The organism is Citrobacter sp. GW821-FHT07H02 (assembly GCF_059418505.1).
In genome coordinates this window covers 121,809-142,615 of the sequence record NZ_JBWKPZ010000003.1, presented here as the reverse complement: position 1 = coordinate 142,615, position 20,807 = coordinate 121,809, and the positions used below count along the sequence as shown (strand labels likewise).

At 50.3% G+C, this 20,807-nt stretch carries 26 protein-coding genes and 1 other annotated feature; of the genes, 17 read left to right on the top strand and 9 right to left on the bottom strand.

The window, feature by feature from the left end; all coding sequences use genetic code 11:
• The first annotated feature begins 99 nt into the window (after window positions 1-99).
• Together spy and ves are read left to right on the top strand one after the other, a co-directional pair.
• Window positions 100-585, top strand: coding sequence for an ATP-independent periplasmic protein-refolding chaperone Spy (spy, locus tag AC07NP_RS05920; protein ID WP_494659853.1), 486 nt, complete (start codon window positions 100-102; stop codon window positions 583-585).
• 163 nt (window positions 586-748) lie between these two features.
• Window positions 749-1,324, top strand: coding sequence for an environmental stress-induced protein Ves (gene ves / locus AC07NP_RS05915; protein ID WP_494659852.1), 576 nt, complete (start codon window positions 749-751; stop codon window positions 1,322-1,324).
• 66 nt (window positions 1,325-1,390) lie between these two features.
• Here ves and nadE read toward each other — a convergent pair whose 3' ends face one another.
• Window positions 1,391-2,227 (bottom strand): NAD(+) synthase, encoded by an 837-nt coding sequence (nadE, locus tag AC07NP_RS05910; protein WP_203358021.1) that lies wholly within the window; start codon window positions 2,225-2,227, stop codon window positions 1,391-1,393.
• Window positions 2,228-2,453: 226 nt separating this feature from the next.
• Between nadE and osmE the strand changes: the two genes are divergently transcribed.
• From osmE to cedA, 8 genes are all read left to right on the top strand, one after another.
• Window positions 2,454-2,792, top strand: coding sequence for an osmotically-inducible lipoprotein OsmE (osmE, locus tag AC07NP_RS05905; protein ID WP_192612026.1), 339 nt, complete (start codon window positions 2,454-2,456; stop codon window positions 2,790-2,792).
• A 303-nt stretch (window positions 2,793-3,095) separates the two neighbouring features.
• Window positions 3,096-3,416, top strand: a complete 321-nt coding sequence (gene chbB, locus AC07NP_RS05900) for a PTS N,N'-diacetylchitobiose transporter subunit IIB (RefSeq protein ID WP_192612027.1) — start codon at window positions 3,096-3,098, stop codon at window positions 3,414-3,416.
• Between the two features lie 79 nt (window positions 3,417-3,495).
• Window positions 3,496-4,854, top strand: coding sequence for a PTS N,N'-diacetylchitobiose transporter subunit IIC (gene chbC / locus AC07NP_RS05895; RefSeq protein WP_203358020.1), 1,359 nt, complete (start codon window positions 3,496-3,498; stop codon window positions 4,852-4,854).
• A 49-nt stretch (window positions 4,855-4,903) separates the two neighbouring features.
• A complete protein-coding gene (gene chbA / locus AC07NP_RS05890; protein ID WP_203358019.1) occupies window positions 4,904-5,251 on the top strand; it encodes a PTS N,N'-diacetylchitobiose transporter subunit IIA in 348 nt (115 codons plus the stop codon).
• A gap of 11 nt (window positions 5,252-5,262) precedes the next feature.
• A complete protein-coding gene (gene chbR / locus AC07NP_RS05885) occupies window positions 5,263-6,105 on the top strand; it encodes a transcriptional regulator ChbR (RefSeq protein ID WP_494659851.1) in 843 nt (280 codons plus the stop codon).
• A 126-nt stretch (window positions 6,106-6,231) separates the two neighbouring features.
• Window positions 6,232-7,581, top strand: coding sequence for a 6-phospho-beta-glucosidase (locus AC07NP_RS05880; protein WP_494659850.1), 1,350 nt, complete (start codon window positions 6,232-6,234; stop codon window positions 7,579-7,581).
• An 11-nt stretch (window positions 7,582-7,592) separates the two neighbouring features.
• Window positions 7,593-8,351: a chitin disaccharide deacetylase gene (gene chbG / locus AC07NP_RS05875; RefSeq protein WP_494659849.1), complete on the top strand. Its 759-nt coding sequence runs from the start codon at window positions 7,593-7,595 to the stop codon at window positions 8,349-8,351.
• A 205-nt stretch (window positions 8,352-8,556) separates the two neighbouring features.
• Window positions 8,557-8,799 (top strand): cell division activator CedA, encoded by a 243-nt coding sequence (gene cedA, locus AC07NP_RS05870; RefSeq protein ID WP_494659848.1) that lies wholly within the window; start codon window positions 8,557-8,559, stop codon window positions 8,797-8,799.
• A 60-nt stretch (window positions 8,800-8,859) separates the two neighbouring features.
• Here cedA and tcyP read toward each other — a convergent pair whose 3' ends face one another.
• The 4 genes from tcyP to hxpB all read right to left on the bottom strand — a co-directional run bounded on the left by tcyP (window position 8,860) and on the right by hxpB (window position 12,639).
• Window positions 8,860-10,251 (bottom strand): cystine/sulfocysteine:cation symporter, encoded by a 1,392-nt coding sequence (gene tcyP / locus AC07NP_RS05865; RefSeq protein ID WP_494659847.1) that lies wholly within the window; start codon window positions 10,249-10,251, stop codon window positions 8,860-8,862.
• A gap of 135 nt (window positions 10,252-10,386) precedes the next feature.
• A complete protein-coding gene (locus tag AC07NP_RS05860) occupies window positions 10,387-10,974 on the bottom strand; it encodes a metal-dependent hydrolase (RefSeq protein ID WP_192612035.1) in 588 nt (195 codons plus the stop codon).
• 96 nt (window positions 10,975-11,070) lie between these two features.
• Complete coding sequence (kduD, locus tag AC07NP_RS05855) at window positions 11,071-11,832, bottom strand: 2-dehydro-3-deoxy-D-gluconate 5-dehydrogenase KduD (RefSeq protein ID WP_494659846.1); 762 nt, start codon at window positions 11,830-11,832, stop codon at window positions 11,071-11,073.
• 138 nt (window positions 11,833-11,970) lie between these two features.
• On the bottom strand, window positions 11,971-12,639 hold the full coding sequence (gene hxpB / locus AC07NP_RS05850) for a hexitol phosphatase HxpB (protein ID WP_494659845.1): 669 nt from the start codon (window positions 12,637-12,639) through the stop codon (window positions 11,971-11,973).
• A gap of 149 nt (window positions 12,640-12,788) precedes the next feature.
• On the opposite strand from hxpB, the gene AC07NP_RS05845 reads away from it, so the two are divergent.
• Window positions 12,789-13,328 (top strand): YniB family protein, encoded by a 540-nt coding sequence (locus tag AC07NP_RS05845; RefSeq protein WP_203358010.1) that lies wholly within the window; start codon window positions 12,789-12,791, stop codon window positions 13,326-13,328.
• A gap of 88 nt (window positions 13,329-13,416) precedes the next feature.
• Here AC07NP_RS05845 and AC07NP_RS05840 read toward each other — a convergent pair whose 3' ends face one another.
• From AC07NP_RS05840 to pfkB, 3 genes are all read right to left on the bottom strand, one after another.
• Window positions 13,417-14,277, bottom strand: a complete 861-nt coding sequence (locus AC07NP_RS05840) for a fructosamine kinase family protein (protein WP_494659844.1) — start codon at window positions 14,275-14,277, stop codon at window positions 13,417-13,419.
• Between the two features lie 106 nt (window positions 14,278-14,383).
• Window positions 14,384-14,674, bottom strand: a complete 291-nt coding sequence (gene ghoS / locus AC07NP_RS05835; protein ID WP_494659843.1) for a type V toxin-antitoxin system endoribonuclease antitoxin GhoS — start codon at window positions 14,672-14,674, stop codon at window positions 14,384-14,386.
• Between the two features lie 103 nt (window positions 14,675-14,777).
• On the bottom strand, window positions 14,778-15,710 hold the full coding sequence (gene pfkB, locus AC07NP_RS05830; RefSeq protein WP_203361283.1) for a 6-phosphofructokinase II: 933 nt from the start codon (window positions 15,708-15,710) through the stop codon (window positions 14,778-14,780).
• Between the two features lie 288 nt (window positions 15,711-15,998).
• On the opposite strand from pfkB, the gene AC07NP_RS05825 reads away from it, so the two are divergent.
• Complete coding sequence (locus tag AC07NP_RS05825) at window positions 15,999-16,757, top strand: DUF481 domain-containing protein (protein WP_162379771.1); 759 nt, start codon at window positions 15,999-16,001, stop codon at window positions 16,755-16,757.
• Window positions 16,758-16,924: 167 nt separating this feature from the next.
• On the opposite strand, the gene yniD is transcribed toward AC07NP_RS05825, so the two are convergent.
• Window positions 16,925-17,032: a small membrane protein YniD gene (gene yniD, locus AC07NP_RS05820; protein WP_162379854.1), complete on the bottom strand. Its 108-nt coding sequence runs from the start codon at window positions 17,030-17,032 to the stop codon at window positions 16,925-16,927.
• Window positions 17,033-17,334: 302 nt separating this feature from the next.
• Between yniD and thrS the strand changes: the two genes are divergently transcribed.
• The 5 genes from thrS to pheM all read left to right on the top strand — a co-directional run bounded on the left by thrS (window position 17,335) and on the right by pheM (window position 20,681).
• The gene (gene thrS, locus AC07NP_RS05815) at window positions 17,335-19,263 is read left to right on the top strand and encodes a threonine--tRNA ligase (protein WP_203358006.1); all 1,929 of its coding nucleotides are present in this window, start codon (window positions 17,335-17,337) and stop codon (window positions 19,261-19,263) included.
• Between the two features lie 3 nt (window positions 19,264-19,266).
• A complete protein-coding gene (infC, locus tag AC07NP_RS05810; protein WP_071828920.1) occupies window positions 19,267-19,809 on the top strand; it encodes a translation initiation factor IF-3 in 543 nt (180 codons plus the stop codon).
• A gap of 96 nt (window positions 19,810-19,905) precedes the next feature.
• The gene (gene rpmI / locus AC07NP_RS05805; RefSeq protein ID WP_003030583.1) at window positions 19,906-20,103 is read left to right on the top strand and encodes a 50S ribosomal protein L35; all 198 of its coding nucleotides are present in this window, start codon (window positions 19,906-19,908) and stop codon (window positions 20,101-20,103) included.
• Between the two features lie 52 nt (window positions 20,104-20,155).
• On the top strand, window positions 20,156-20,512 hold the full coding sequence (rplT, locus tag AC07NP_RS05800) for a 50S ribosomal protein L20 (RefSeq protein ID WP_192612043.1): 357 nt from the start codon (window positions 20,156-20,158) through the stop codon (window positions 20,510-20,512).
• 119 nt (window positions 20,513-20,631) lie between these two features.
• Window positions 20,632-20,756, top strand: a sequence feature (Phe leader region).
• Window positions 20,637-20,681, top strand: coding sequence for a pheST operon leader peptide PheM (gene pheM, locus AC07NP_RS05795; RefSeq protein WP_001386830.1), 45 nt, complete (start codon window positions 20,637-20,639; stop codon window positions 20,679-20,681). Its footprint overlaps the feature before it by 45 nt.
• Window positions 20,757-20,807: the final 51 nt, after the last annotated feature.

Below are 20,807 nucleotides of genomic sequence, written 5' to 3'. Positions count from 1 at the left end.
CTGACTTATTGACGAATAAGCCAGTAAAGTTAATCTCGTCAACACGGCACCGCCTCATCAGGAATGCCGTAAAAATAACTGAAAGGAAGGATAAAGATTATGCGTAAATTAACTGCACTGTTAGTTGCCTCTGGACTGGCGCTGGGCGCTGCAAACCTGGCTCACGCTGCTGACACTTCCAGCGCGGCCACGACTGACGCAAAACCGATGATGCACCATAAAGGTCAATTCGGTCCGCATCACGATATGATGTTTAAAGACCTGAACCTGACCGATGCGCAGAAGCAGCAGGTTCGCGAAATCATGAAAGGCCAGCGTGACCAGATGAAACGTCCGCCGGTAGAAGAACGCCGCGCGATGCATGACATCATTGCCAGCGACACCTTCGATAAAGCCAAAGCGCAGGCGCAGATTGCCAAGATGGAAGAGCAGCGTCAGGCGAACATGCTGGCGCACATGGAAACCCAGAACAAGATCTACAACATTCTGACCCCTGAACAGAAAAAACAGTTTAATGCTAATTTTGAGAAGCGTCTGACAGAACGTCCGGCGCATGAAGGTAAAATGCCTGCAACTGCCGAGTAATCTCGCAGTCAACATTCAAGACCGCCGGCCCTGTTCACAACACGTCTTTACGAGGTGGACAGGGTCGGCGGTTTTTCTTTATTTCTCTCTAAGGTAAATCCTCACTGCTGCCGATAACGATACCGTGCATGATTATGGCGCACCGCATCTTTCAGGAGTGACGATGGAATACTTTGATATCCGTAAAATGCCGGTAAACCTCTGGCGTAATGGGGCGGGTGAAACGCGAGAAATTTGCTGTTTTCCTCCGGCGACGCGTGACTTTCACTGGCGCGCGAGCATCGCCTCTATTGCCGGAAACGGTGAGTTTGCACTTTTCCCCGGCGTGGAGCGTGTGATTACGCTGCTGGAAGGGGGCGAGGTCACTCTGGACGGCGGCAATACCTTTAACCACACCCTCAAACAGCATCAGCCGTTTACCTTTGCGGGCGAGCATGCGGTGAAAGCGAAACTGACGGAGGGGAAAATGTCGATGGATTTCAATATTATGACCCGCCGTGATTGTTGCCAGGCGAACGTCAGAGTTGCTGACCGCTCCTTTACAACATTTGGCTCGCGCGGCGGCGTGGTGTTTGTCATTAGCGGGGCCTGGCAGTTGGGCGAAAAATTACTGACGGCCGATCAAGGGGCCTGCTGGGATGATGGACGGCATACGCTGCGGTTGTTGAAATCTGAGGGGAAACTGCTGTTTAGCGAGATAACCTGGCTGGCGGGCCATGCGCCAGCGTCGGTGCAATAATTTCACATTGTGTTGCGGGTAATGGCAGGCCGAATAGAGGACGCGCTATCCGGCCTGACGTGACCATCAGAGGTCGCTTTTTTTCCAGAAATCATCAAAGACGGTAATCGGCGTACGGCGCTTGTGTTCCGTCTTCAAATACCAGCCTTCAATAATTTTTGCTGTTTCGACCGCCAGCGTTTTTCCTTCCAGATAATCATCAATATTGTCATAGGTGACGCCTAACGCGGCTTCGTCAGGAAGCGAAGGGCGATCGTCTTCGAGATCGGCGGTAGGCGCTTTCTTATATAAATGCTCCGGGCAGCCCAGGGCGGCAAGCAGCTGTTTCCCCTGACGCTTATTCAGGCGAAAAATAGGGTTGATATCGGTACCGCCGTCACCGTACTTGGTGAAGAACCCGGTCAGCGCTTCTGCCGCATGATCGGTCCCCACCACCACGCCGCTGGTCATCCCGGCGATGCTGTACTGGGCTTTCATTCGCTCACGGGCTTTCTCGTTACCACGGACAAAATCACTAAGCTCAATGCCCGCTTCGCGCAACGCCTGCTCGCTGGCCAGCACGGCGCCTTTAATATTAACGGTCAATACGCGGTCAGGCTGAATAAAGGAGATAGCATCCTGGCAGTCTTGTTCATCAGCCTGTACGCCATAAGGCAGACGCACGGCAATAAATTGCAGAGCCATATTCCCCGTTTCTTCCCGTAGCTCCGTTATTGCCATCTGGCATAATTTACCGGTTAACGTTGAGTCCTGACCGCCGCTGATCCCCAGCACCAGCGATTTCAAAAAGGGGTAGGTGCTCAGATAGGATTTTAGAAAATCCACGCTGCGGCGAATTTCTTCTTCGGCATTAATGTGCGGTTTTGCGCCAAGCGCCTGGATAATCTTTTGCTGCAGAGTCATTCAACCCCTCCGAAACGATCAAAATAATCACGATGCGTTAAAGCTAACGCTTTGCTGTGCAAACGACAAGGTTCACTGGCGCGAGTGGCGCAATTTGCGGCGTAAAAAGAGAACATTTGGCCTAAAGAGAATTTTCCGAAACGCGTATCGTAGGAATAGTAAGCTTGAAAAATGGTTTGATGTATTCCAGGCTTATATAACACGCTGATAAACAAGAGGACGAAAAATGAACAAGAAAATGGCAGGAATTCTAAGCGCAGCGGCCGTAATGACGATGTTGGCAGGGTGTACGGCATATGATCGTACCAAAGACCAATTTGTTCAACCTGTCGTCAAAGATGTGAAGAAAGGCATGAGCCGGGCGCAGGTTGCACAAATTGCCGGGAAACCTTCTTCTGAGGTGAGCATGACCCACGCTCGCGGTAGTTGCCAGACATACATTCTGGGTCAACGGGATGGTAAAACGGAAACCTATTTTGTCGCGCTGGACGATACCGGGCATGTCGTTAACTCGGGTTACCAGACCTGTGCAGAGTATGACACCGACCCGCAGACAGGCAAGTAGTCCTCCCTGCCTGGTGCCTGAGCATCTGAGAGAACCGGCCATTGCGCCGGTTTTTTTATGGCGATGATAATCTTATTTATTATCGCGAATTATTTGCCCAAAATGTGAGGGCAGTCATAACGCAAGGTCAATGAGAGACAATTTGTTAGGTCAAGGAAATACCATCCACAGGTTCGATACCGTATACTCATTTCAGCCACCTAAATAAGTAATTTCGGTTACGCAAGTTACCCAAGGCATGGATGCAGGTTAAGGCTTGCGCAATGTCTGGCTGACAGATAATCGCACATGAGGAACGTTTTTATGGAAAAGAAACACATTTATCTGTTTTGTTCTGCCGGCATGTCGACATCGTTACTGGTATCGAAAATGCGTGCTCAGGCTGAGAAATACGAAGTTCCGGTCGTTATTGAAGCATTTCCTGAAACACTGGCCGGAGAAAAGGGACCTGTCGCAGATGTCGTTTTATTAGGTCCGCAAATTGCTTATATGTTGCCTGAAATTCAGCGTCTGTTACCAGGCAAACCGGTAGAAGTAATTGACTCGCTGCTGTATGGCAAAGTCGATGGTTTAGGCGTGCTTAAGGCTGCTGTTGCAGCAATTAAAAAAGCCGCTGCAAATTAATTTTAAATTTTCCCGTCAAAGAGTTATTTCATAAACATTCACCGCAATATTTTATTGCGGTATTTAAGGGTATTTTTCTATGAGTAACGCTATTGCTTCACTTGAAAAGGTACTCCTTCCTTTCGCTGTTAAAATAGGAAAGCAACCACACGTCAATGCAATCAAAAACGGCTTTATTCGCTTAATGCCGCTGACCCTTGCGGGGGCCATGTTTGTCTTGATCAATAACGTTTTCCTGAGCTTTGGGGAGGGGTCGTTTTTTTATTCATTAGGCATTCGGCTTGATGCGTCGACGATTGAGAATTTGAACAGTCTGAAAGGCATCGGCGGAAACGTCTATAACGGTACGCTGGGTATCATGTCCCTGATGGCGCCATTCTTTATTGGCATGGCGCTGGCGGAAGAGCGTAAAGTCGATTCATTGGCCGCAGGACTGTTATCTGTCGCTGCCTTTATGACCGTAACGCCATATAGCGTAGGTGAAGCCTATGCGGTGGGAGCGAACTGGTTAGGCGGCGCCAATATTATCTCCGGTATTATTATTGGCCTGGCCGTGGCCGAAATGTTTACCTTTATTGTTCACCGCAACTGGGTGATTAAATTACCGGACAGTGTGCCTACATCTGTTTCACGCTCATTCTCGGCATTAATTCCAGGTTTCATTATTCTCTCCATTATGGGGATCATTGCCTGGGCGCTGTCGAATTATGGTTCTAACTTCCACCAGATCATTATGGACACCATTTCTACACCGCTGGCGTCGCTGGGCAGTGTGGTGGGTTGGGCGTATGTTCTTTTTGTTCCGCTGCTGTGGTTCTTCGGTATTCACGGTTCACTGGCGCTGACGGCGTTGGACAGCGGCATCATGACCCCCTGGGCTCTGGAAAACATCGCTATCTACCAGCAGTATGGTTCCGTAGATGCGGCGCTGGAAGCCGGTAAGACGTTCCACGTGTGGGCAAAACCTATGCTGGACTCCTACATCTTCCTCGGCGGAAGCGGTGCAACTCTGGGTCTGATTATTGCGATTTTCCTGGCCTCGCGTCGTGCGGATTATCGTCAGGTTGCGAAACTGGCGCTGCCTTCCGGTATCTTCCAGATTAACGAACCTATTCTGTTCGGTTTGCCGATTATCATGAACCCGGTGATGTTTATTCCGTTCATCCTGGTACAGCCGATTCTGGCAGGTATCACGCTGGTGGCCTATTACATGGGGATTATCCCGCCGATAACCAACATCGCTCCGTGGACGATGCCAACCGGGCTAGGGGCGTTCTTTAACACCAACGGTAGTGTCGCTGCTCTGCTGGTCGCACTGTTCAACTTAGGGATTGCCACGCTGATTTATCTGCCGTTCGTGGTGGTTGCCAACAAGGCACAGAACGCGATTGATGAAGAAGAAAGCGAAGAAGATATTGCCAACGCACTGAAATTCTAAATTGAGTCCGGCATGGCGCGCCATGCCGGGACACATCAGAGGACGGATTATGATCGATCTCGAAAATATCGTGGATACGCAGTCAGAAGCGGAAGAACTTGAAGAAGTGGTGATGGGGCTAATCATCAATTCGGGTCAGGCTCGCAGCCTGGCATATGCTGCGCTTAAGCAGGCCAAGCAGGGTGATTTTGAAGCTGCAAAAGCTATGATGGAGCAGTCACGCATGGCGCTCAATGAAGCGCATCTCGTGCAGACGAAACTGATTGAAGGCGATCAGGGTGAAGGTAAAATGAAAGTCAGCCTGGTTCTGGTGCATGCTCAGGACCATCTGATGACATCAATGCTGGCGCGTGAACTGGTCACCGAGTTGATAGAGCTTCACGAGAAGTTGAAATAGCGAGGGGTAATATGATGCAGCTACAGGTTAACGCTCCGGAAATTGCGACCGCTTTTGAGCAGCAGCTTTTTAACGGCAAAAATTTCCATGTGTTTATCTACAACAAAACTGAGAGTATCAGTGGGCTGCACCAGCATGATTACTATGAGTTTACCCTCGTATTAACCGGTCGCTATTATCAGGAAATCAACGGCAAGCGGGTGTTGCTGGAGCGTGGAGACTTTGTTTTTATCCCTCTGGGGTCGCACCATCAAAGTTTTTACGAATTTGGCGCCACGCGCATTCTGAATGTCGGCATCAGTAAACGTTTTTTTGAACAGCACTATCACCCTTTATTACCGTTTTGCTTTGTGGCATCGCAGGTGTATCGGGCTAACAGCGCCTTTCTTACCTATATCGAGACAGTGATTGCGTCGCTCAACTTTCGTGATAACGAACTGGATGAATTTATAGAAGTGGTCACCTTCTATATCATTAATCGGTTACGGCACCACCGGGAAGAGCAGGTGATTGGCGATATTCCACAGTGGCTTAAAGTCACCGTGGAGGCGATGCACGACAAAACGCAGTTTGGCGAAAACGCGCTGGAAAATATGGTATACCTGTCCGCAAAATCCCAGGAGTACCTGACCCGCGCGACCCAGCGTTATTACAGCAAAACGCCGATGCAGATTATTAATGAAATCCGTATCAACTTTGCGAAAAAACAGCTGGAAATGACCAACTATTCGGTAACCGATATCGCTTATGAAGCGGGATACAGTAGCCCAAGCCTGTTCATTAAAACCTTTAAAAAACTGACGTCATTTACGCCGAATAGCTACCGGAAAAGACTGACTGAAATAAATCAATAACGATTTATTTGCTCGACTCAATTATTTTAAAGCTTGCCCGAAAATAATGCCGGGACGCCATGCGACTGTCCCGTATTTGGGCGAAGCATAATACACGCCAGTGTTTTTACACTGAAGGGAGATATTATGAGCCAGAAATTAAAGATCGTCACCATTGGTGGCGGGAGCAGCTACACCCCTGAATTACTTGAAGGCTTTATTAAGCGTTATCACGAATTACCGGTTTCCGAATTATGGTTGGTCGATGTGGAAGGCGGCAAAGAGAAACTGGATATTATTTTTGATCTATGCCAGCGAATGATCGACAAAGCTGGCGTACCGATGAAGTTGTTTAAGACCCTCGACCGCCGTGAAGCGTTGAAAGGGGCTGACTTTGTCACCACCCAACTGCGCGTGGGCCAACTGAAAGCCCGCGAACTCGATGAGCGTATCCCTCTCAGTCAGGGATATCTTGGTCAGGAGACCAACGGCGCTGGCGGCCTGTTCAAAGGGTTGCGTACCATTCCGGTTATTTTCGACATCATTCGCGATGTGGAAGAACTTTGCCCGAATGCGTGGGTGATTAACTTTACCAACCCGGCAGGAATGGTGACTGAAGCGGTTTACCGACACACTAACTTCAAGAAATTTATCGGCGTGTGTAATATTCCGGTTGGCATGAAGATGTTTATTAATGATGTGCTGAAATTATCGGAAAGCGACGACCTGTCTATTGACCTGTTTGGTTTGAACCATATGGTCTTTATTAAAGATGTGCTGGTAAATGGTGAATCACGGTTTGCCGAACTTCTGGACGGTGTCGCCTCCGGTGAGTTGAAAGCCTCAACGGTGAAGAATATTTTCGATCTGCCGTTTAGCGAAGGGTTAATTCGCTCCCTGAATCTGCTGCCGTGCTCTTATTTGCTGTATTACTTCAAACAGAAAGAGATGCTGGCCATTGAGTTAGGGGAATACTATAAAGGTGGCGCTCGCGCTCAGGTGGTGCAAAAAGTGGAGAAACAACTTTTTGACCTTTATAAGAATCCAGAACTTAACGTGAAGCCGAAAGAGCTTGAGCAACGCGGCGGGGCGTATTACTCCGACGCCGCCTGTGAAGTGATTAATGCAATCTATAATGACAAGCAGACTGAGCATTATGTCAACATCCCGCATCATGGGCATGTCGATAATATTCCGGCTGACTGGGCGGTGGAAATGACCTGTACGTTAGGACGCAATGGCGCCACGCCACATCCGCGTATTACGCATTTTGACGAGAAAGTGCTGGGTCTTATCTATACCATTAAAGGGTTTGAAGTCGCGGCAAGTAAGGCGGCGCTGAGCGGTGAATTTAATGATGTCTTGCTGGCGCTTAACCTGAGCCCGCTGGTGCATTCTGACCGTGATGCGGAAAGCCTGGCGCGCGAACTGATTCTGGCGCATGAAAAGTGGCTGCCTCATTTTGCGGACTGCATTGAAAAGCTCAAAGAACACTAACAGAGGTGGCTATGGAACGCTTATTGATTGTGAATGCGGATGATTTTGGCCTGAGCAAAGGGCAAAACTACGGCATTGTGGAGAGCTTTCGTCATGGTGTGGTCACTTCCACGACCGCGCTGGTCAATGGTGACGCTATCGATCATGCCGTTCAACTTAGCCGTGAAGTCCCTGAGCTTGCGGTGGGGATGCACTTTGTTCTGACGCTGGGGAAACCGTTAACGCAGATGCCAGGGCTAACCCGTGATGGCCGTCTGGGGAAATGGATCTGGCAGATGGCGGAAGAAGACGACTTACCGCTGGACGAAATTTCGCATGAACTGGAATGTCAGTATCAGCGTTTTATAGAACTGTTTGGTAAAGCGCCAACGCATCTGGACAGCCATCACCATGTCCATATGTTCCCGCAGATTTTCCCGCGGGTGGCGCATTTTGCCGCACAACAGGGTGTTGCATTGCGTATCGATCGCCAGACGGTATTTAAAGATACCGATTTGCCGATGGCGCTGCGAAGCTCGCAAGGGTTTAGCAGCGAGTTTTATGGTGAGGCGATTTCAGAATCGCTCTTTTTGCAGGTGCTTGACGCTTCTGCAGAAAAAGGCGAGGCATCGCTTGAAGTCATGTGTCATCCGGCCTTTGTCGATAATACTCTTCGTCAGAGCGCCTATTGTTACCCCCGCTTGACTGAGCTTGATGTGCTTACGTCTCCGTCATTGAAAAATGCCATTGCGGAACGTGGGTATCGTCTCGGCAGTTTTCTTGATGTATAGAGCCTGAGTTTGCGGCGCGATAGAGCGCCGCTTTTTTTATTTCACCCATGTTTTGTATTTGCTGCTCGCTATTTCCCCTTCAACTTTCCCATCCGCGATCGCTACGATGCGTGTAACCGCACACGCAGGGCAGGACGCCGGGGGGCAAAATCGGCTAAGATAGTGTTTTTATGATTTTTTGAATTTGCCTTTAGTGAAACAACTGATGATGAAACCTCTTCGCCAACAAAATCGCCCGGTTATCAGCTATGTTCCACGCGTGGAGCCTGCGCCGCCGGAACACGCGATAAAAATGGACGCATTTCGTGACGTGTGGATCATGCGTGGGAAATACGTCGCGTTTGTCTTAATGGGGGAGTCGTTTCAGCGATCGCCTGCGTTTACCGTTCCGGAGTCGGCGCAGCGCTGGGCAAATCAGATCCGCCAGGAAAATGAGCTGGCGGAATAAGGGGATATAAAAAACCGCCTGTAGGAGATACAGGCGGTTTTTTCACATCGTCAGAGCGGATTAGTGATGAGCCAGTTCGGCATCATCCTCGCTGTCCAGAATGGATTTATCTGTTTGCTTCAGCCATTGACTGGTCAGAGTACCGGCCGTCATTGAGCCACTGACATTCAGCGCAGTACGCCCCATGTCGATCAGCGGTTCGACGGAAATCAACAGGGCAACCAGCGTGACCGGCAGCCCCATGGCGGGCAGAACGATCAGCGCGGCGAACGTCGCACCGCCACCCACACCCGCAACACCCGCAGAGCTTACCGTGACGATACCAACCAGCGTGGCAATCCATACGGGATCCAGCGGGTTAATTCCGACGGTAGGCGCCACCATGACGGCCAGCATTGCCGGGTACAGACCCGCACAGCCGTTCTGACCAATGGTCGCGCCAAAAGAGGCCGCAAAGCTGGCGATAGATTCCGGTACGCCCAGACGACGCGTTTGCGCTTCAACGTTCAACGGAATTGACGCAGCGCTGGAACGGCTGGTAAAGGCAAAGGTCAGGACCGGCCACACTTTGCGGAAATATTTCAGCGGGCTGACTCCGTTAACGCCAAGCAGAACGCCGTGTACGACAAACATGATGGCCAGGCCGAGGTATGACGCCACGACAAAGCTTCCCAGTTTGATGATGTCCTGCAGGTTAGAACCAGCCACGACTTTGGTCATCAGCGCCAGCACACCATAAGGCGTCAACTGCATAACCAGACGCACCAGTTTCATCACCCAGCTTTGCAGGGTATCGATGGCGGTTAACACGCGCTCGCCTTTTGGGGCGTCATCTTTCAGCAGTTTCAGCGCTGCAACACCGAGGAAGGCGGCGAAAATGACCACGCTGATGATCGACGTCGGGTTTGCCCCGGTCAGGTCGGCAAACGGGTTTTTCGGGATGAATGACAACACCAGCTGCGGTACGCTGAGGTCGGCCACTTTGCCCACATAGTTGGTTTCAATGGCGGTCAGACGCGCCGTTTCTGCGCCTCCCTGCACCAGACCTTCCGCAGTCAGACCAAACAGATTGGTCACCAGTACCCCCACCAGAGCGGCGATCAACGTGGTGAACAGCAAGGTGCCGATGGTCAGAAAACTGATTTTTCCCAGTTGAGAGGCGTTATGCAAACGCGCCACCGCACTCAGGATCGAGGCGAAGACCAGCGGCATAACAATCATTTGCAGCAGTTGCACATAGCCGTTACCGACAATGTTGAACCACTGAACTGAATCTTTTAAGACCTGGCTGTCAGACCCGTAAATCGTGTGCAGAGCAAGGCCAAAGACCACGCCCATAACCAGACCCACCAGTACTTTCTTTGCCAGACTCCACTGTTTGTGACGGGCTTGCGCCAGCACAAACAGCAGTGCAACGAACACCACGATGTTCGCAATTAATGGAAAATTCATCCCCGTTCTCCTGATCTTTTTATTTGTATCGCGTCGTTACCACGATTCTGTTGCCGCAAGATTAGCAGAACTGTGAGTTGCCTCTTATATTCAAATGGAATTGTTTATACCAAAAACAACAGTTGCGCCGATTTACTAATCGATTTGGTGATTTATAAAACGGTTGAACTGGAATTGCAGCGTATTGATCATATGCGAAGACCAGCGTACTGCACTGTTTTCGGGGATTGTCTGCGGCATCCACACGGCCCAGGCAAACAGTGCCATGCAGAGAAAACGCTCCAGTTGATTGCCTTTTTGCGGGACCAGTATTGGCAGGCGGAAGCGCCAGCGACACGGCCAGAGCAGAGGGACACCAGCCGGGGTTAGCATGTCTGCCAGAATATGGCTTAAGTAACCCAGCACCATACCCTGCAGAGCGTCGGCCGGGATAATCCAGGTCTCGGGGACTTTGAGATAAAACGTCGTCAGTAGCGCAAATACCGCCAGCAGACTGTGGGTAAATCCACGATGACCAAAAGCCCTGGCAATCGGTTTGGAGATCCATTTTAACCGCTGACCGAGCAATGACTTTGGATGATCAATGTCAGGCAACAGGCAGGTCAGAATTGCTGAAGGGACAATATGCCACCAGTCGCCCTGCGCGAGAACGGGCGTAAGCTCAGCATTTTTGGCAAATACCGCACAGGCAATTGAAAAAAGGAGGTGGCCTTCCGCCGTCATGATAGAACCCAATAAACTGTCAATTCATACAGTATAGGGTTTTTGTACAGTAGGCGGAAGAGGTGACGTTGTAACCCTATGTCACAAAAGTGGTGATTAGCGTGCCAGCCAGCCACCGTCAACGGCAATGGTATAGCCGTTGATGTAGGCAGAAGCGTCTGATGCGAGAAAAACCACCGGGCCTTTCAGGTCGTCTGGCGTTCCCCAGCGTCCAGCCGGAATGCGATCGACGATCTCTTTGCTGCGCCCGGCATCATCGCGCAACTGCTGCGTATTGTTTGTGGCCATATAACCCGGGGCGATGGCATTGACGTTGATCTGATGTGGCGCCCATTCATTGGCCAACAGGCGGGTAAGACCCAGCACACCGCTTTTAGAAGCGGTATAAGAGGGAACACGGATCCCGCCCTGGAAAGAGAGCATGGAGGCAATATTGATGATTTTGCCACCGTGGCCTTGCTGTAAAAACTGGCGCGCCACGGCCTGTGAAAGAAAGAAAACAGATTTGAGATTCAGGTTCATCACGTCATCCCAGTCTTTCTCGCTGAAAGAGAGCGCATCGTCGCGGCGAATCGTCCCGGCGTTATTGACCAGAATATCCACCCGCCCGAATTTCGCGACTGTCTGGTTCACGATATCAGCGATAGCGCTTTGCTGGCTCAGGTCGGCCTGAATCGTCATAAATTGCCTGCCCAGCGCCGCAACTTTCGCTGCCGTCTCGTGGGGGATCTTCCGGTTCACACCCACGATGTTGCAGCCAGCCTCGGCAAGCGCGACAGCCATACCCTGGCCCAGCCCGGTATCGCAACCGGTGACGATCGCTGTTTTCCCCGCCAGACTAAACGCATCCAAAATCATACTTACCTCGGCTACCCATGTTTATCAGCGATAACGAATGAAAGAAGAATAGAAGAGGTTGCGAGGGAATACAACAAAAAATGAAACGACGTTTTAAAAAAATACAAGGAAGGGGCAATACACTATTGCCCCTGACGGTTAGCCACGCAAATGGGCGGCCGTAAGATCGGATAAAGAAGTCAGTTTCACGTCGGCAAGGGCAAAACGTGCATCGTGTTGACCCTCTTCAGCAGGAACGACGATAGAGCGCATACGGGCGGCTTTTGACGCCACCATGCCGTTGACGGAGTCCTCCAGCGCGACACAGGCTAACGGATCGATGCCCAGTTTGGTTGCGCAGTCGATATAAACCTGCGGGTGCGGCTTGCTGTAGGGGAGTTTTTCCGCCGAGGCGAGGGCGTCGAAGCTGTCGCGAAGACCAAACATAGTCAGGACTTTTTCCAGCATATGCAGCGGGGAAGCCGACGCCAGCCCGACCAGCAATCCCTGAGATTTGCACAGCGCAACGGCCTCACGTACACCAGGCAGCAGTGGACGCGTTTCCTCTACCAGTGAAATAGCCCGCGCGATTACCCGGTCAGTGACTTCCTGACGGTCAGGTCCCTTCCAGGGCTGTTGTGCGTACCACAGGTCGACAACCATATCGATACGTAAACCCAGGGTGTCCGGGAGTTCATGGCGGCGGGCGATATCTACGCCTAAACTAGCCATCACATCCAGTTCGGCCTGATCCCATAGCGGCTCGGAATCGATCAGTAATCCATCCATATCAAAAATTGCAGCAAGAATTTGACGCGGGGTTGACATCACAACCTCTCCTGTTGAGATTAAAACGTAAGGTAATGAGCGTTCATTATGGCTACTACCGTACCATACTGCCTTTAAAAATCGGGCGAAAATAGTTTTCAGAAGGTAGACTTAAGGCCAAAACAGCGCGTCTTTACCAAGGGGAACTCATGACGTATCAACAAGCTGGACGCATTGCTATCTTAAAAAGGATTCTGGGATGGGTGATTTTCATCCCTGCGCTGATTTCTACGCTGGTGTCGGTACTGAAATTTATGTACGCCCGCAGCGAGAAGCAAGAGGGGATTAATGCGGTGATGCTCGATTTTGCCCACGTGATGATCGACATGATGCGCGTTAATACCCCGTTCCTGAACCTGTTCTGGTACAACTCGCCGACGCCGGATTTTCAAAACAGTCTCAATGTGATGTTTTGGGTGATTTTCGTCCTGATCTTCATTGGTCTTGCGTTGCAGGACTCTGGCGCCAGAATGAGCCGTCAGGCGCGTTTTCTCCGTGAAGGCGTTGAGGACCAGTTGATTCTGGAAAAAGCCAAAGGTGCTGAGGGGATCTCGCGTGAGCAGATCGAGTCACGTATCGTCGTGCCGCATCACACTATCTTTCTGCAGTTTTTTCCGCTTTATATCCTGCCGGTGATTATTATCGTGCTCGGCTACGTCTTCTTTTCTCTGCTGGGATTTGTCGGGTAAAAATAATGCCGGATAGCGGCTGATGCCTTATCCGGCCAGGGGTTCGTGGTTGTGTGCCCGATAAGCGTCGCGCCATCGGGCATACGCACTACGCTGCCAACAGCCTGTCCATTGCTTTTTGCGCAATCACCAGGTGTTGACCACCAAACAGAATCGCCCGGTTTAGCAATGTATACAGCTGATAGACGGGCTGGCGATCCAGAAAATCTAACGGCAATGGGGAAACCGACTGGTAGCCATCATAGATTTGTGGAGGTTGATCGGTATGCAGCGGCAGCATCGCCAGATCGCACTCTCTGTCACCCCAGTAGCAGGCGGGGTCAAAGATATAAGGCCCATCTGGACCCAGCGCACAGTTTGCCGACCACAGATCGCCATGTAAAAGTGAGGGCTGTGGTTGATGTGAGGAGAGTCGCTGTTGAATATGCTCAACAATAGCGTCGATGTTACCGAACGCTATCCCTTTTTCTGCAGCCAACTCCAGCTGCCAACCGATACGTTGTTCTGCGAAAAAGGTCGACCAGCGTCGTTGCCAGGCGTTGGGTTGTGGCGTGGTAGAGAGTGCGTTATCGAAATCAAGACCGAATTGCGGCTGCTCGCTCCAGGCGTGTAAATGGGCGAGCTGTTGACCCAGAATAAACGCATTATGGGCATCCAGCGGACGGGGTGGGAGATAATCCATTACCAGGAAACTGTAGTCTCTGTCCGAACCTACGGCCCACACTTTTGGTACCGTAACGGTTTTACTGCGAGAGAGCAATTCCAGTTGGTCAGCTTCGGCCGTAAAGCCCGGAAGGAGTTCTCTTTCATCACACTTAACGAAAAAATCACGTCCCGCATAGCGTAAATGCCATGCGGCATGGATCTCTCCGCCGGGCAGTTCATTACGCAGTTCGATTTCGCCTTCACCTAATTGCTCGCTTAAAAGACGACTGATAGCCTGCCACATGATGTCTCTCCCCATGTTGTCTGCCAGATCATAAGGTTAGCGCATAAATGCGGTAAAAAAACACGAACTGACGCACACCTGAGACGCGTCGTCGCTGTAATGGCACTTATTGTTTGTCTTTTCGCCACTCCTCCCATGTGGAAACGGAAATTCCGGGTTTATTGCCTAACGCACTTTCAGCCAGCCCTGCGGTGAGTGCCGTCACCTCGTCTTTACTCAGTGCGCTAATCAGGCCAAAGGTGTTTGTGCCAAGTTCATGCACGTTTCCGTCTTCATCCGTCAGGGTCAACAAGAAACCACCGCGTGTAAGATGATTATTAAGCTCATTAATTTCCGTTAAGGAGTGCTCATGAAACGTTACGGTTATGACATAACGGGTGATATCACCACTGGCCATAATTCACCTCTTTGTAATCACATGACTTTTCAGCATAGACGGAGAATCACCATGCTGACAGGTTTGTCGGCGAATCCCCTCACAATAAAGGAGGGGAAAGCCATTATGATTGCGTCAGATAAGCATAAATCTTTTGGGTATCCTCAGCAGAGCACAAACGCGTTCCCTGATTGAGGGTCGCCGCGCTCCCCGCAGCCACACCGAACCGCACCATATCTTCCAGAGATGCATCCTCAGCCAATTTCAGCGTCATAGCGCCAACCATGCTGTCACCCGCACCCACGGTGCTTTGACTTTTCACCGGCGGAGGGACGACCTGAACGCAACTGTCGGCGTCGACCGCCAGCGCACCTTGTGGGCCCAGAGAAACAACAACCCGATGCGCTTTACCGCTTTTCACAATCTCCTGAGCCGCGTTACGCACGTCATCAGGTTGGGTGAGTTCACGGTTTACCAGTGCGCTCAGTTCTTTTTGGTTGGGTTTAACCAGTTCAATATTGCCGATATCTAAGGCCGCGCGTAGGGCATCGCCTGAGCTGTCAACAATGCAACGAATGCCTTGTTTCTGCGCCGCCGAGATGAGCTGCGTGAGTTTTTCCAGCTTGACGCCGGGCGGCAAACTGCCGCTGATAACGAGCAACGCGCCTGATTCAATTTCGAGAACCTGTTCTTCAAGCAACTGAAATTCTTTGTCGCTCAGCGATGCGCCGGGCATCACGAAGCGATATTGCTCGCCGCTGGATCCGACGTGGACATGCAGATTCTGGCGGGTCCAGTCTTTGGCTTCGACTGTTGCGACGGGAACATGTTCATCGGCCAATAAGGCTACCAGGTGTTCGCCGGTGGCACCGCCAGCGGGGAAAATGGCGGTGGCCGTACCGCCAAGATGTGAAATTGCACGGGCGACGTTGATGCCGCCGCCGCCGGGCTCAAAAACCGGTGACGTGCAGCGGAGCTTCCCTTCGGGGTAGATTTGCGGAGTGAGTGTTGCGCTATCGAGAGAGGGCGCAAGTGTTAACGTATAGATACGTACCATCATTACCTCCTGTTAGGCTGAATTCAGTCTGGCACCGAACGCCTGGAAAGTGAAGTAATTAACGGTATGATTTATTGGCTATTTATTCAAAATTTGCGCTATGTGTAGATATAAATATTTTATTGATTCAGGAACGTCCTTATTCAAAAAATGAAATAAGAATTCATTGCTATGTTATTCGAGCCTTTTTATAATTTGTTACCTTTCCGGCGATCGTTTGTCTTTGATCCCTAAGAAAGTTTCCGGGACCGCTATGGTCTCTTTTTTTGTTGTACGGACTCTTTATAAATGAAGCTTTTGAAGACAGTACCCGCTGCATTAATGCTGGCGGGTGGCGTCGTTGCGTCAATGCATGCCGCCGCCGATGATTCCGTTTTTACTGTCATGGATGATCCCACCACCGCGAAGAAACCCTTTGAAGGTAACCTGAATGCGGGATACCTTGCGCAGTCAGGCAATACCCAAAGCTCTTCCTTAACGGCGGATACCACCATGACCTGGTACGGTCAAACCACCGCATGGTCACTGTGGGGGAATGCCAGCAACACCTCGTCGAATGATGAGCGTTCTTCGGAAAAATACGCTGTGGGCGGCCGTAGCCGTTTTAACACCACCGATTATGATTATCTTTTTGGCCAGGCGAGTTGGCTTACCGACCGCTACAACGGTTACCACGAGCGTGATATTGCGACGGCAGGGTATGGTCGCCAGTTTCTCAATGGTCCGGTACACAGTTTCCGTTTTGAATTCGGTCCCGGTGTTCGTTATGACGAACGCACAGACGATACGACGGAAACTCAGCCACTCGGTTATGCGTCGGGCGCTTACGCCTGGCAAATGACGGATACCACTAAATTCACGCAGGGCGTGTCAGTGTTTGGGGCGGATGATACCACCCTCAACTCGGAGACGGCTCTGGATGTCGCCATCAATGAACATTTCGGCTTGAAGGTTGCCTATAATGTGACCTGGAACTCCGAACCGCCTGAAACGGCGCCAGAGCATACTGATCGCCGTACGACAGTATCATTGGGTTATAAGATGTAAACGTGCGCCGGGTCGTTTACAGGCGACCTGGCCGTTTTAAAATGCGACGTTATTTTTTTAAGAGATTTATTCCCGTCATCACGGGCAAGTGAATATTAACGCGCATTGGCGTTTTATTGTTGCGCAGGGAATAAACAGCGTTTTATGCTCCGCCATTATTCTGAAGGTTAACCCCAGATCATCGCCGCCCAGCGTAGCAGAAGCATCGCACCACAGATGGCAATCAATACAACCACCATCTTCCAGTGTTTTTTCGCAAAGCGGTTCGTCGGCATTATCCTTTTCCTGTTAAATTCAACCTGATTTTCTTAGTGTAACAAAGTCGCGGCAAGTCAGTCAGTTGATTTACATCATAGAGTTCAGTGTGATTGCGGCTTTGAACGACCGTCAATGCCGTGTACACTGTCAGACGGTGTTATCAAAAAGCGGATGTAGGTTACGGTATCGCCACGCGAGTGGTACGTGACATATTTCGCAGAGTGAAGCGGGAATCAGTCCATAACTTTTTGATAAATTTAACATTGAAACTTTGTATGTGATCTTTCGTGTGGGTCACCACTGCAAATAAGGATATAACATGCCTGTTATTACTCTTCCTGATGGCAGCCAACGCCATTACGACCACGCTGTAAGCCCCATGGATGTTGCGCTGGACATCGGTCCAGGACTGGCGAAAGCCACCATTGCTGGCCGTGTAAATGGTGAGCTGGTTGACGCTTCCGATCTCATCGAACATGATGCGAAGCTCTCCATCATCACCGCCAAGGATGAAGAAGGTCTTGAGATCATTCGTCACTCCTGTGCGCACCTGTTAGGGCACGCGATCAAACAACTTTGGCCGAATACCAAAATGGCTATCGGTCCGGTTGTCGACAACGGTTTTTACTATGACATTGATCTTGACCGTACGTTAACCCAGGAAGATGTCGACGCGCTCGAGAAGCGGATGCACGAGCTCGCTGAGAAAAACTACGACGTCATTAAGAAAAAAGTCAGCTGGCACGAAGCGCGTGAAACCTTCGTGAAGCGTGGCGAGACGTATAAAATCTCTATTCTTGATGAAAACATTACTCATGATGATAAGCCTGGCTTGTATCATCATGAAGAATATGTCGATATGTGCCGCGGTCCGCACGTGCCGAACATGCGTTTCTGCCATCACTTCAAACTGATGAAAACTGCAGGCGCGTACTGGCGCGGTGACAGCAACAATAAGATGCTGCAGCGTATTTATGGTACTGCATGGGCCGATAAAAAAGCCCTGAGCGCCTACCTGCAACGTCTGGAAGAAGCGGCCAAACGCGACCACCGTAAAATCGGTAAGCAGCTTGACCTGTACCATATGCAGGAAGAAGCACCGGGTATGGTGTTCTGGCACAATGACGGCTGGACCATTTTCCGTGAACTGGAAGTTTTTGTTCGTTCAAAACTGAAAGAGTACCAGTATCAGGAAGTGAAAGGTCCGTTCATGATGGACCGTGTTCTGTGGGAAAAAACAGGGCACTGGGACAACTATAAAGATGCGATGTTCACCACCTCTTCCGAGAACCGTGAATACTGCATCAAACCGATGAACTGTCCGGGTCACGTTCAGATCTTCAATCAGGGTCTGAAATCCTACCGCGATCTGCCGCTGCGTATGGCGGAGTTCGGTAGTTGCCACCGTAACGAACCGTCAGGTGCGTTGCATGGCCTGATGCGTGTACGTGGCTTTACTCAGGATGATGCGCATATCTTCTGTACTGAAGAGCAGATCCGTGATGAAGTCAACGCATGTATCCGTATGGTCTACGATATGTACAGCACCTTTGGCTTCGAGAAGATCGTCGTCAAACTTTCCACTCGCCCCGAAAAACGTATCGGCAGCGACGAAATGTGGGATCGTGCTGAGGCGGACTTAGCGGTTGCACTGGAAGAAAACAATATCCCGTTTGAATATCAACTGGGTGAGGGTGCATTCTACGGTCCGAAAATTGAGTTTACCCTGTATGACTGCCTCGATCGTGCATGGCAGTGCGGTACTGTACAGCTGGACTTCTCTCTGCCGTCTCGTTTAAGCGCCTCTTATGTTGGCGAAAACAACGAACGTCAGGTACCGGTTATGATTCACCGCGCAATTCTTGGGTCGATGGAACGTTTCATCGGTATCCTGACTGAAGAGTTCGCAGGCTTCTTCCCGACCTGGCTTGCGCCGGTTCAGGTTGTGGTCATGAATATTACCGATTCACAGTCTGAATACGTTAACGAATTAACGCAGAAACTACAAAATGCGGGTATTCGTGTAAAAGCAGACTTGAGAAATGAGAAGATAGGCTTTAAAATCCGCGAGCACACTTTACGTCGTGTCCCTTACATGTTGGTCTGTGGCGACAAAGAGGTAGAAGCAGGCAAAGTTGCCGTGCGTACCCGTCGTGGCAAAGACTTGGGCAGCCTGGACGTAAATGAAGTTATCGAGAAGCTGCAACAAGAGATTCGCAGCCGCAGTCTTCAACAACTGGAGGAATAAGGTATTAAAGGCGGAAAACGAGTTCAAACGGCACGTCCGAATCGTATCAATGGCGAGATTCGCGCCCTGGAAGTTCGCTTAACAGGTCTGGAAGGCGAAGCTTTGGGTATTGTGAGTCTGAGAGAAGCTATCGAAAAAGCTGAAGAAGCTGGAGTAGATTTAGTTGAAATCAGCCCTAACGCCGAACCGCCAGTTTGTCGTATTATGGACTACGGCAAGTTCCTTTATGAAAAGAGTAAGTCTTCTAAGGAACAGAAGAAGAAACAAAAAGTTATCCAGGTTAAGGAAATTAAATTCCGTCCTGGTACCGACGATGGCGATTACCAGGTAAAACTCCGCAGCCTGGTACGCTTTCTGGAAGATGGCGATAAGGCTAAGATCACGCTGCGTTTCCGCGGTCGTGAGATGGCCCACCAACAGATCGGTATGGAAGTGCTTACGCGCGTCCGTGACGATCTGAGTGAACTGGCAGTAGTCGAATCCTTCCCTACGAAGATCGAAGGCCGCCAGATGATCATGGTGCTCGCTCCTAAGAAGAAACAGTAAGGCCTTCAAGTAGCAATGTCTGTGGAGCCTGCGGGTTCCACAGCCGTTGTTCGCCTACGTTTCGTTTATTAACAATGCGAAGTGGAAGTTATTAAAATGCCAAAAATTAAGACCGTACGCGGTGCTGCTAAGCGCTTCAAAAAAACCGGTGGTGGTGGATTTAAGCGTAAGCACGCAAACCTGCGTCATATTCTGACCAAAAAATCGACTAAGCGTAAACGTCACCTGCGTCCAAAAGGCCTTGTTTCTAAAGGCGATCTGGGTCTGGTAATCGCGTGCCTGCCGTACGCATAAGCCGTTAACGTTTAACTTTTTTCACTAAGAATATAGATACAGGAGAGCACATATGGCTCGCGTAAAACGTGGTGTAATGGCACGTGCACGTCACAAGAAGATCATGAAACAAGCCAAAGGCTACTACGGTGCGCGTTCTCGCGTATACCGCGTTGCCTTCCAGGCTGTTATCAAAGCTGGCCAGTATGCTTACCGTGACCGTCGTCAACGTAAGCGTCAGTTCCGTCAACTGTGGATTGCGCGTATCAACGCAGCAGCACGTCAGAACGGTATTTCTTACAGCAAATTCATCAACGGCCTGAAAAAAGCCTCTGTTGAAATTGACCGTAAGATCCTGGCTGACATCGCAGTATTCGACAAATTAGCGTTCACCGCTCTGGTCGAAAAAGCGAAAGCAGCTCTGGCATAAGCCAGTGAAAAGAGGGAGCCTGGCTCCCTCTCTTTTATTTGTAGTGCAATCAATCAGTTGACAATTTACCCGTAACCCTTTTCAATAAAGGTCTTTCGGTTTTACCCAACAAGGTAACGCAAGCATGAATGCTGCTATTTTCCGTTTCTTTTTTTACTTTAGCACCTGACTTCAGGAGGCTAGCGCGTGAGAAATGAAACGGAAAACAGCGCCAGAAAGCCTCCCCAGTGGAGGCTTTTTTTGTATCTAAAATTGCGCGATCTATTTCAAGTAGCAGGCGTACAGACTGCAACTC

What these genes read in the sequence shown, in the direction of transcription:
- spy (WP_494659853.1), top strand. Translation starts at nt 100, where the DNA reads ATGCGTAAATTAACTGCACTGTTAGTTGCCTCTGGACTGGCGCTGGGC.
- ves (WP_494659852.1), top strand. Translation starts at nt 749, where the DNA reads ATGGAATACTTTGATATCCGTAAAATGCCGGTAAACCTCTGGCGTAAT.
- nadE (WP_203358021.1), bottom strand. Translation starts at nt 2,227, where the DNA reads ATGACTCTGCAGCAAAAGATTATCCAGGCGCTTGGCGCAAAACCGCAC.
- osmE (WP_192612026.1), top strand. Translation starts at nt 2,454, where the DNA reads ATGAACAAGAAAATGGCAGGAATTCTAAGCGCAGCGGCCGTAATGACG.
- chbB (WP_192612027.1), top strand. Translation starts at nt 3,096, where the DNA reads ATGGAAAAGAAACACATTTATCTGTTTTGTTCTGCCGGCATGTCGACA.
- chbC (WP_203358020.1), top strand. Translation starts at nt 3,496, where the DNA reads ATGAGTAACGCTATTGCTTCACTTGAAAAGGTACTCCTTCCTTTCGCT.
- chbA (WP_203358019.1), top strand. Translation starts at nt 4,904, where the DNA reads ATGATCGATCTCGAAAATATCGTGGATACGCAGTCAGAAGCGGAAGAA.
- chbR (WP_494659851.1), top strand. Translation starts at nt 5,263, where the DNA reads ATGATGCAGCTACAGGTTAACGCTCCGGAAATTGCGACCGCTTTTGAG.
- AC07NP_RS05880 (WP_494659850.1), top strand. Translation starts at nt 6,232, where the DNA reads ATGAGCCAGAAATTAAAGATCGTCACCATTGGTGGCGGGAGCAGCTAC.
- chbG (WP_494659849.1), top strand. Translation starts at nt 7,593, where the DNA reads ATGGAACGCTTATTGATTGTGAATGCGGATGATTTTGGCCTGAGCAAA.
- cedA (WP_494659848.1), top strand. Translation starts at nt 8,557, where the DNA reads ATGATGAAACCTCTTCGCCAACAAAATCGCCCGGTTATCAGCTATGTT.
- tcyP (WP_494659847.1), bottom strand. Translation starts at nt 10,251, where the DNA reads ATGAATTTTCCATTAATTGCGAACATCGTGGTGTTCGTTGCACTGCTG.
- AC07NP_RS05860 (WP_192612035.1), bottom strand. Translation starts at nt 10,974, where the DNA reads ATGACGGCGGAAGGCCACCTCCTTTTTTCAATTGCCTGTGCGGTATTT.
- kduD (WP_494659846.1), bottom strand. Translation starts at nt 11,832, where the DNA reads ATGATTTTGGATGCGTTTAGTCTGGCGGGGAAAACAGCGATCGTCACC.
- hxpB (WP_494659845.1), bottom strand. Translation starts at nt 12,639, where the DNA reads ATGTCAACCCCGCGTCAAATTCTTGCTGCAATTTTTGATATGGATGGA.
- AC07NP_RS05845 (WP_203358010.1), top strand. Translation starts at nt 12,789, where the DNA reads ATGACGTATCAACAAGCTGGACGCATTGCTATCTTAAAAAGGATTCTG.
- AC07NP_RS05840 (WP_494659844.1), bottom strand. Translation starts at nt 14,277, where the DNA reads ATGTGGCAGGCTATCAGTCGTCTTTTAAGCGAGCAATTAGGTGAAGGC.
- ghoS (WP_494659843.1), bottom strand. Translation starts at nt 14,674, where the DNA reads ATGGCCAGTGGTGATATCACCCGTTATGTCATAACCGTAACGTTTCAT.
- pfkB (WP_203361283.1), bottom strand. Translation starts at nt 15,710, where the DNA reads ATGGTACGTATCTATACGTTAACACTTGCGCCCTCTCTCGATAGCGCA.
- AC07NP_RS05825 (WP_162379771.1), top strand. Translation starts at nt 15,999, where the DNA reads ATGAAGCTTTTGAAGACAGTACCCGCTGCATTAATGCTGGCGGGTGGC.
- yniD (WP_162379854.1), bottom strand. Translation starts at nt 17,032, where the DNA reads ATGCCGACGAACCGCTTTGCGAAAAAACACTGGAAGATGGTGGTTGTA.
- thrS (WP_203358006.1), top strand. Translation starts at nt 17,335, where the DNA reads ATGCCTGTTATTACTCTTCCTGATGGCAGCCAACGCCATTACGACCAC.
- rpmI (WP_003030583.1), top strand. Translation starts at nt 19,906, where the DNA reads ATGCCAAAAATTAAGACCGTACGCGGTGCTGCTAAGCGCTTCAAAAAA.
- rplT (WP_192612043.1), top strand. Translation starts at nt 20,156, where the DNA reads ATGGCTCGCGTAAAACGTGGTGTAATGGCACGTGCACGTCACAAGAAG.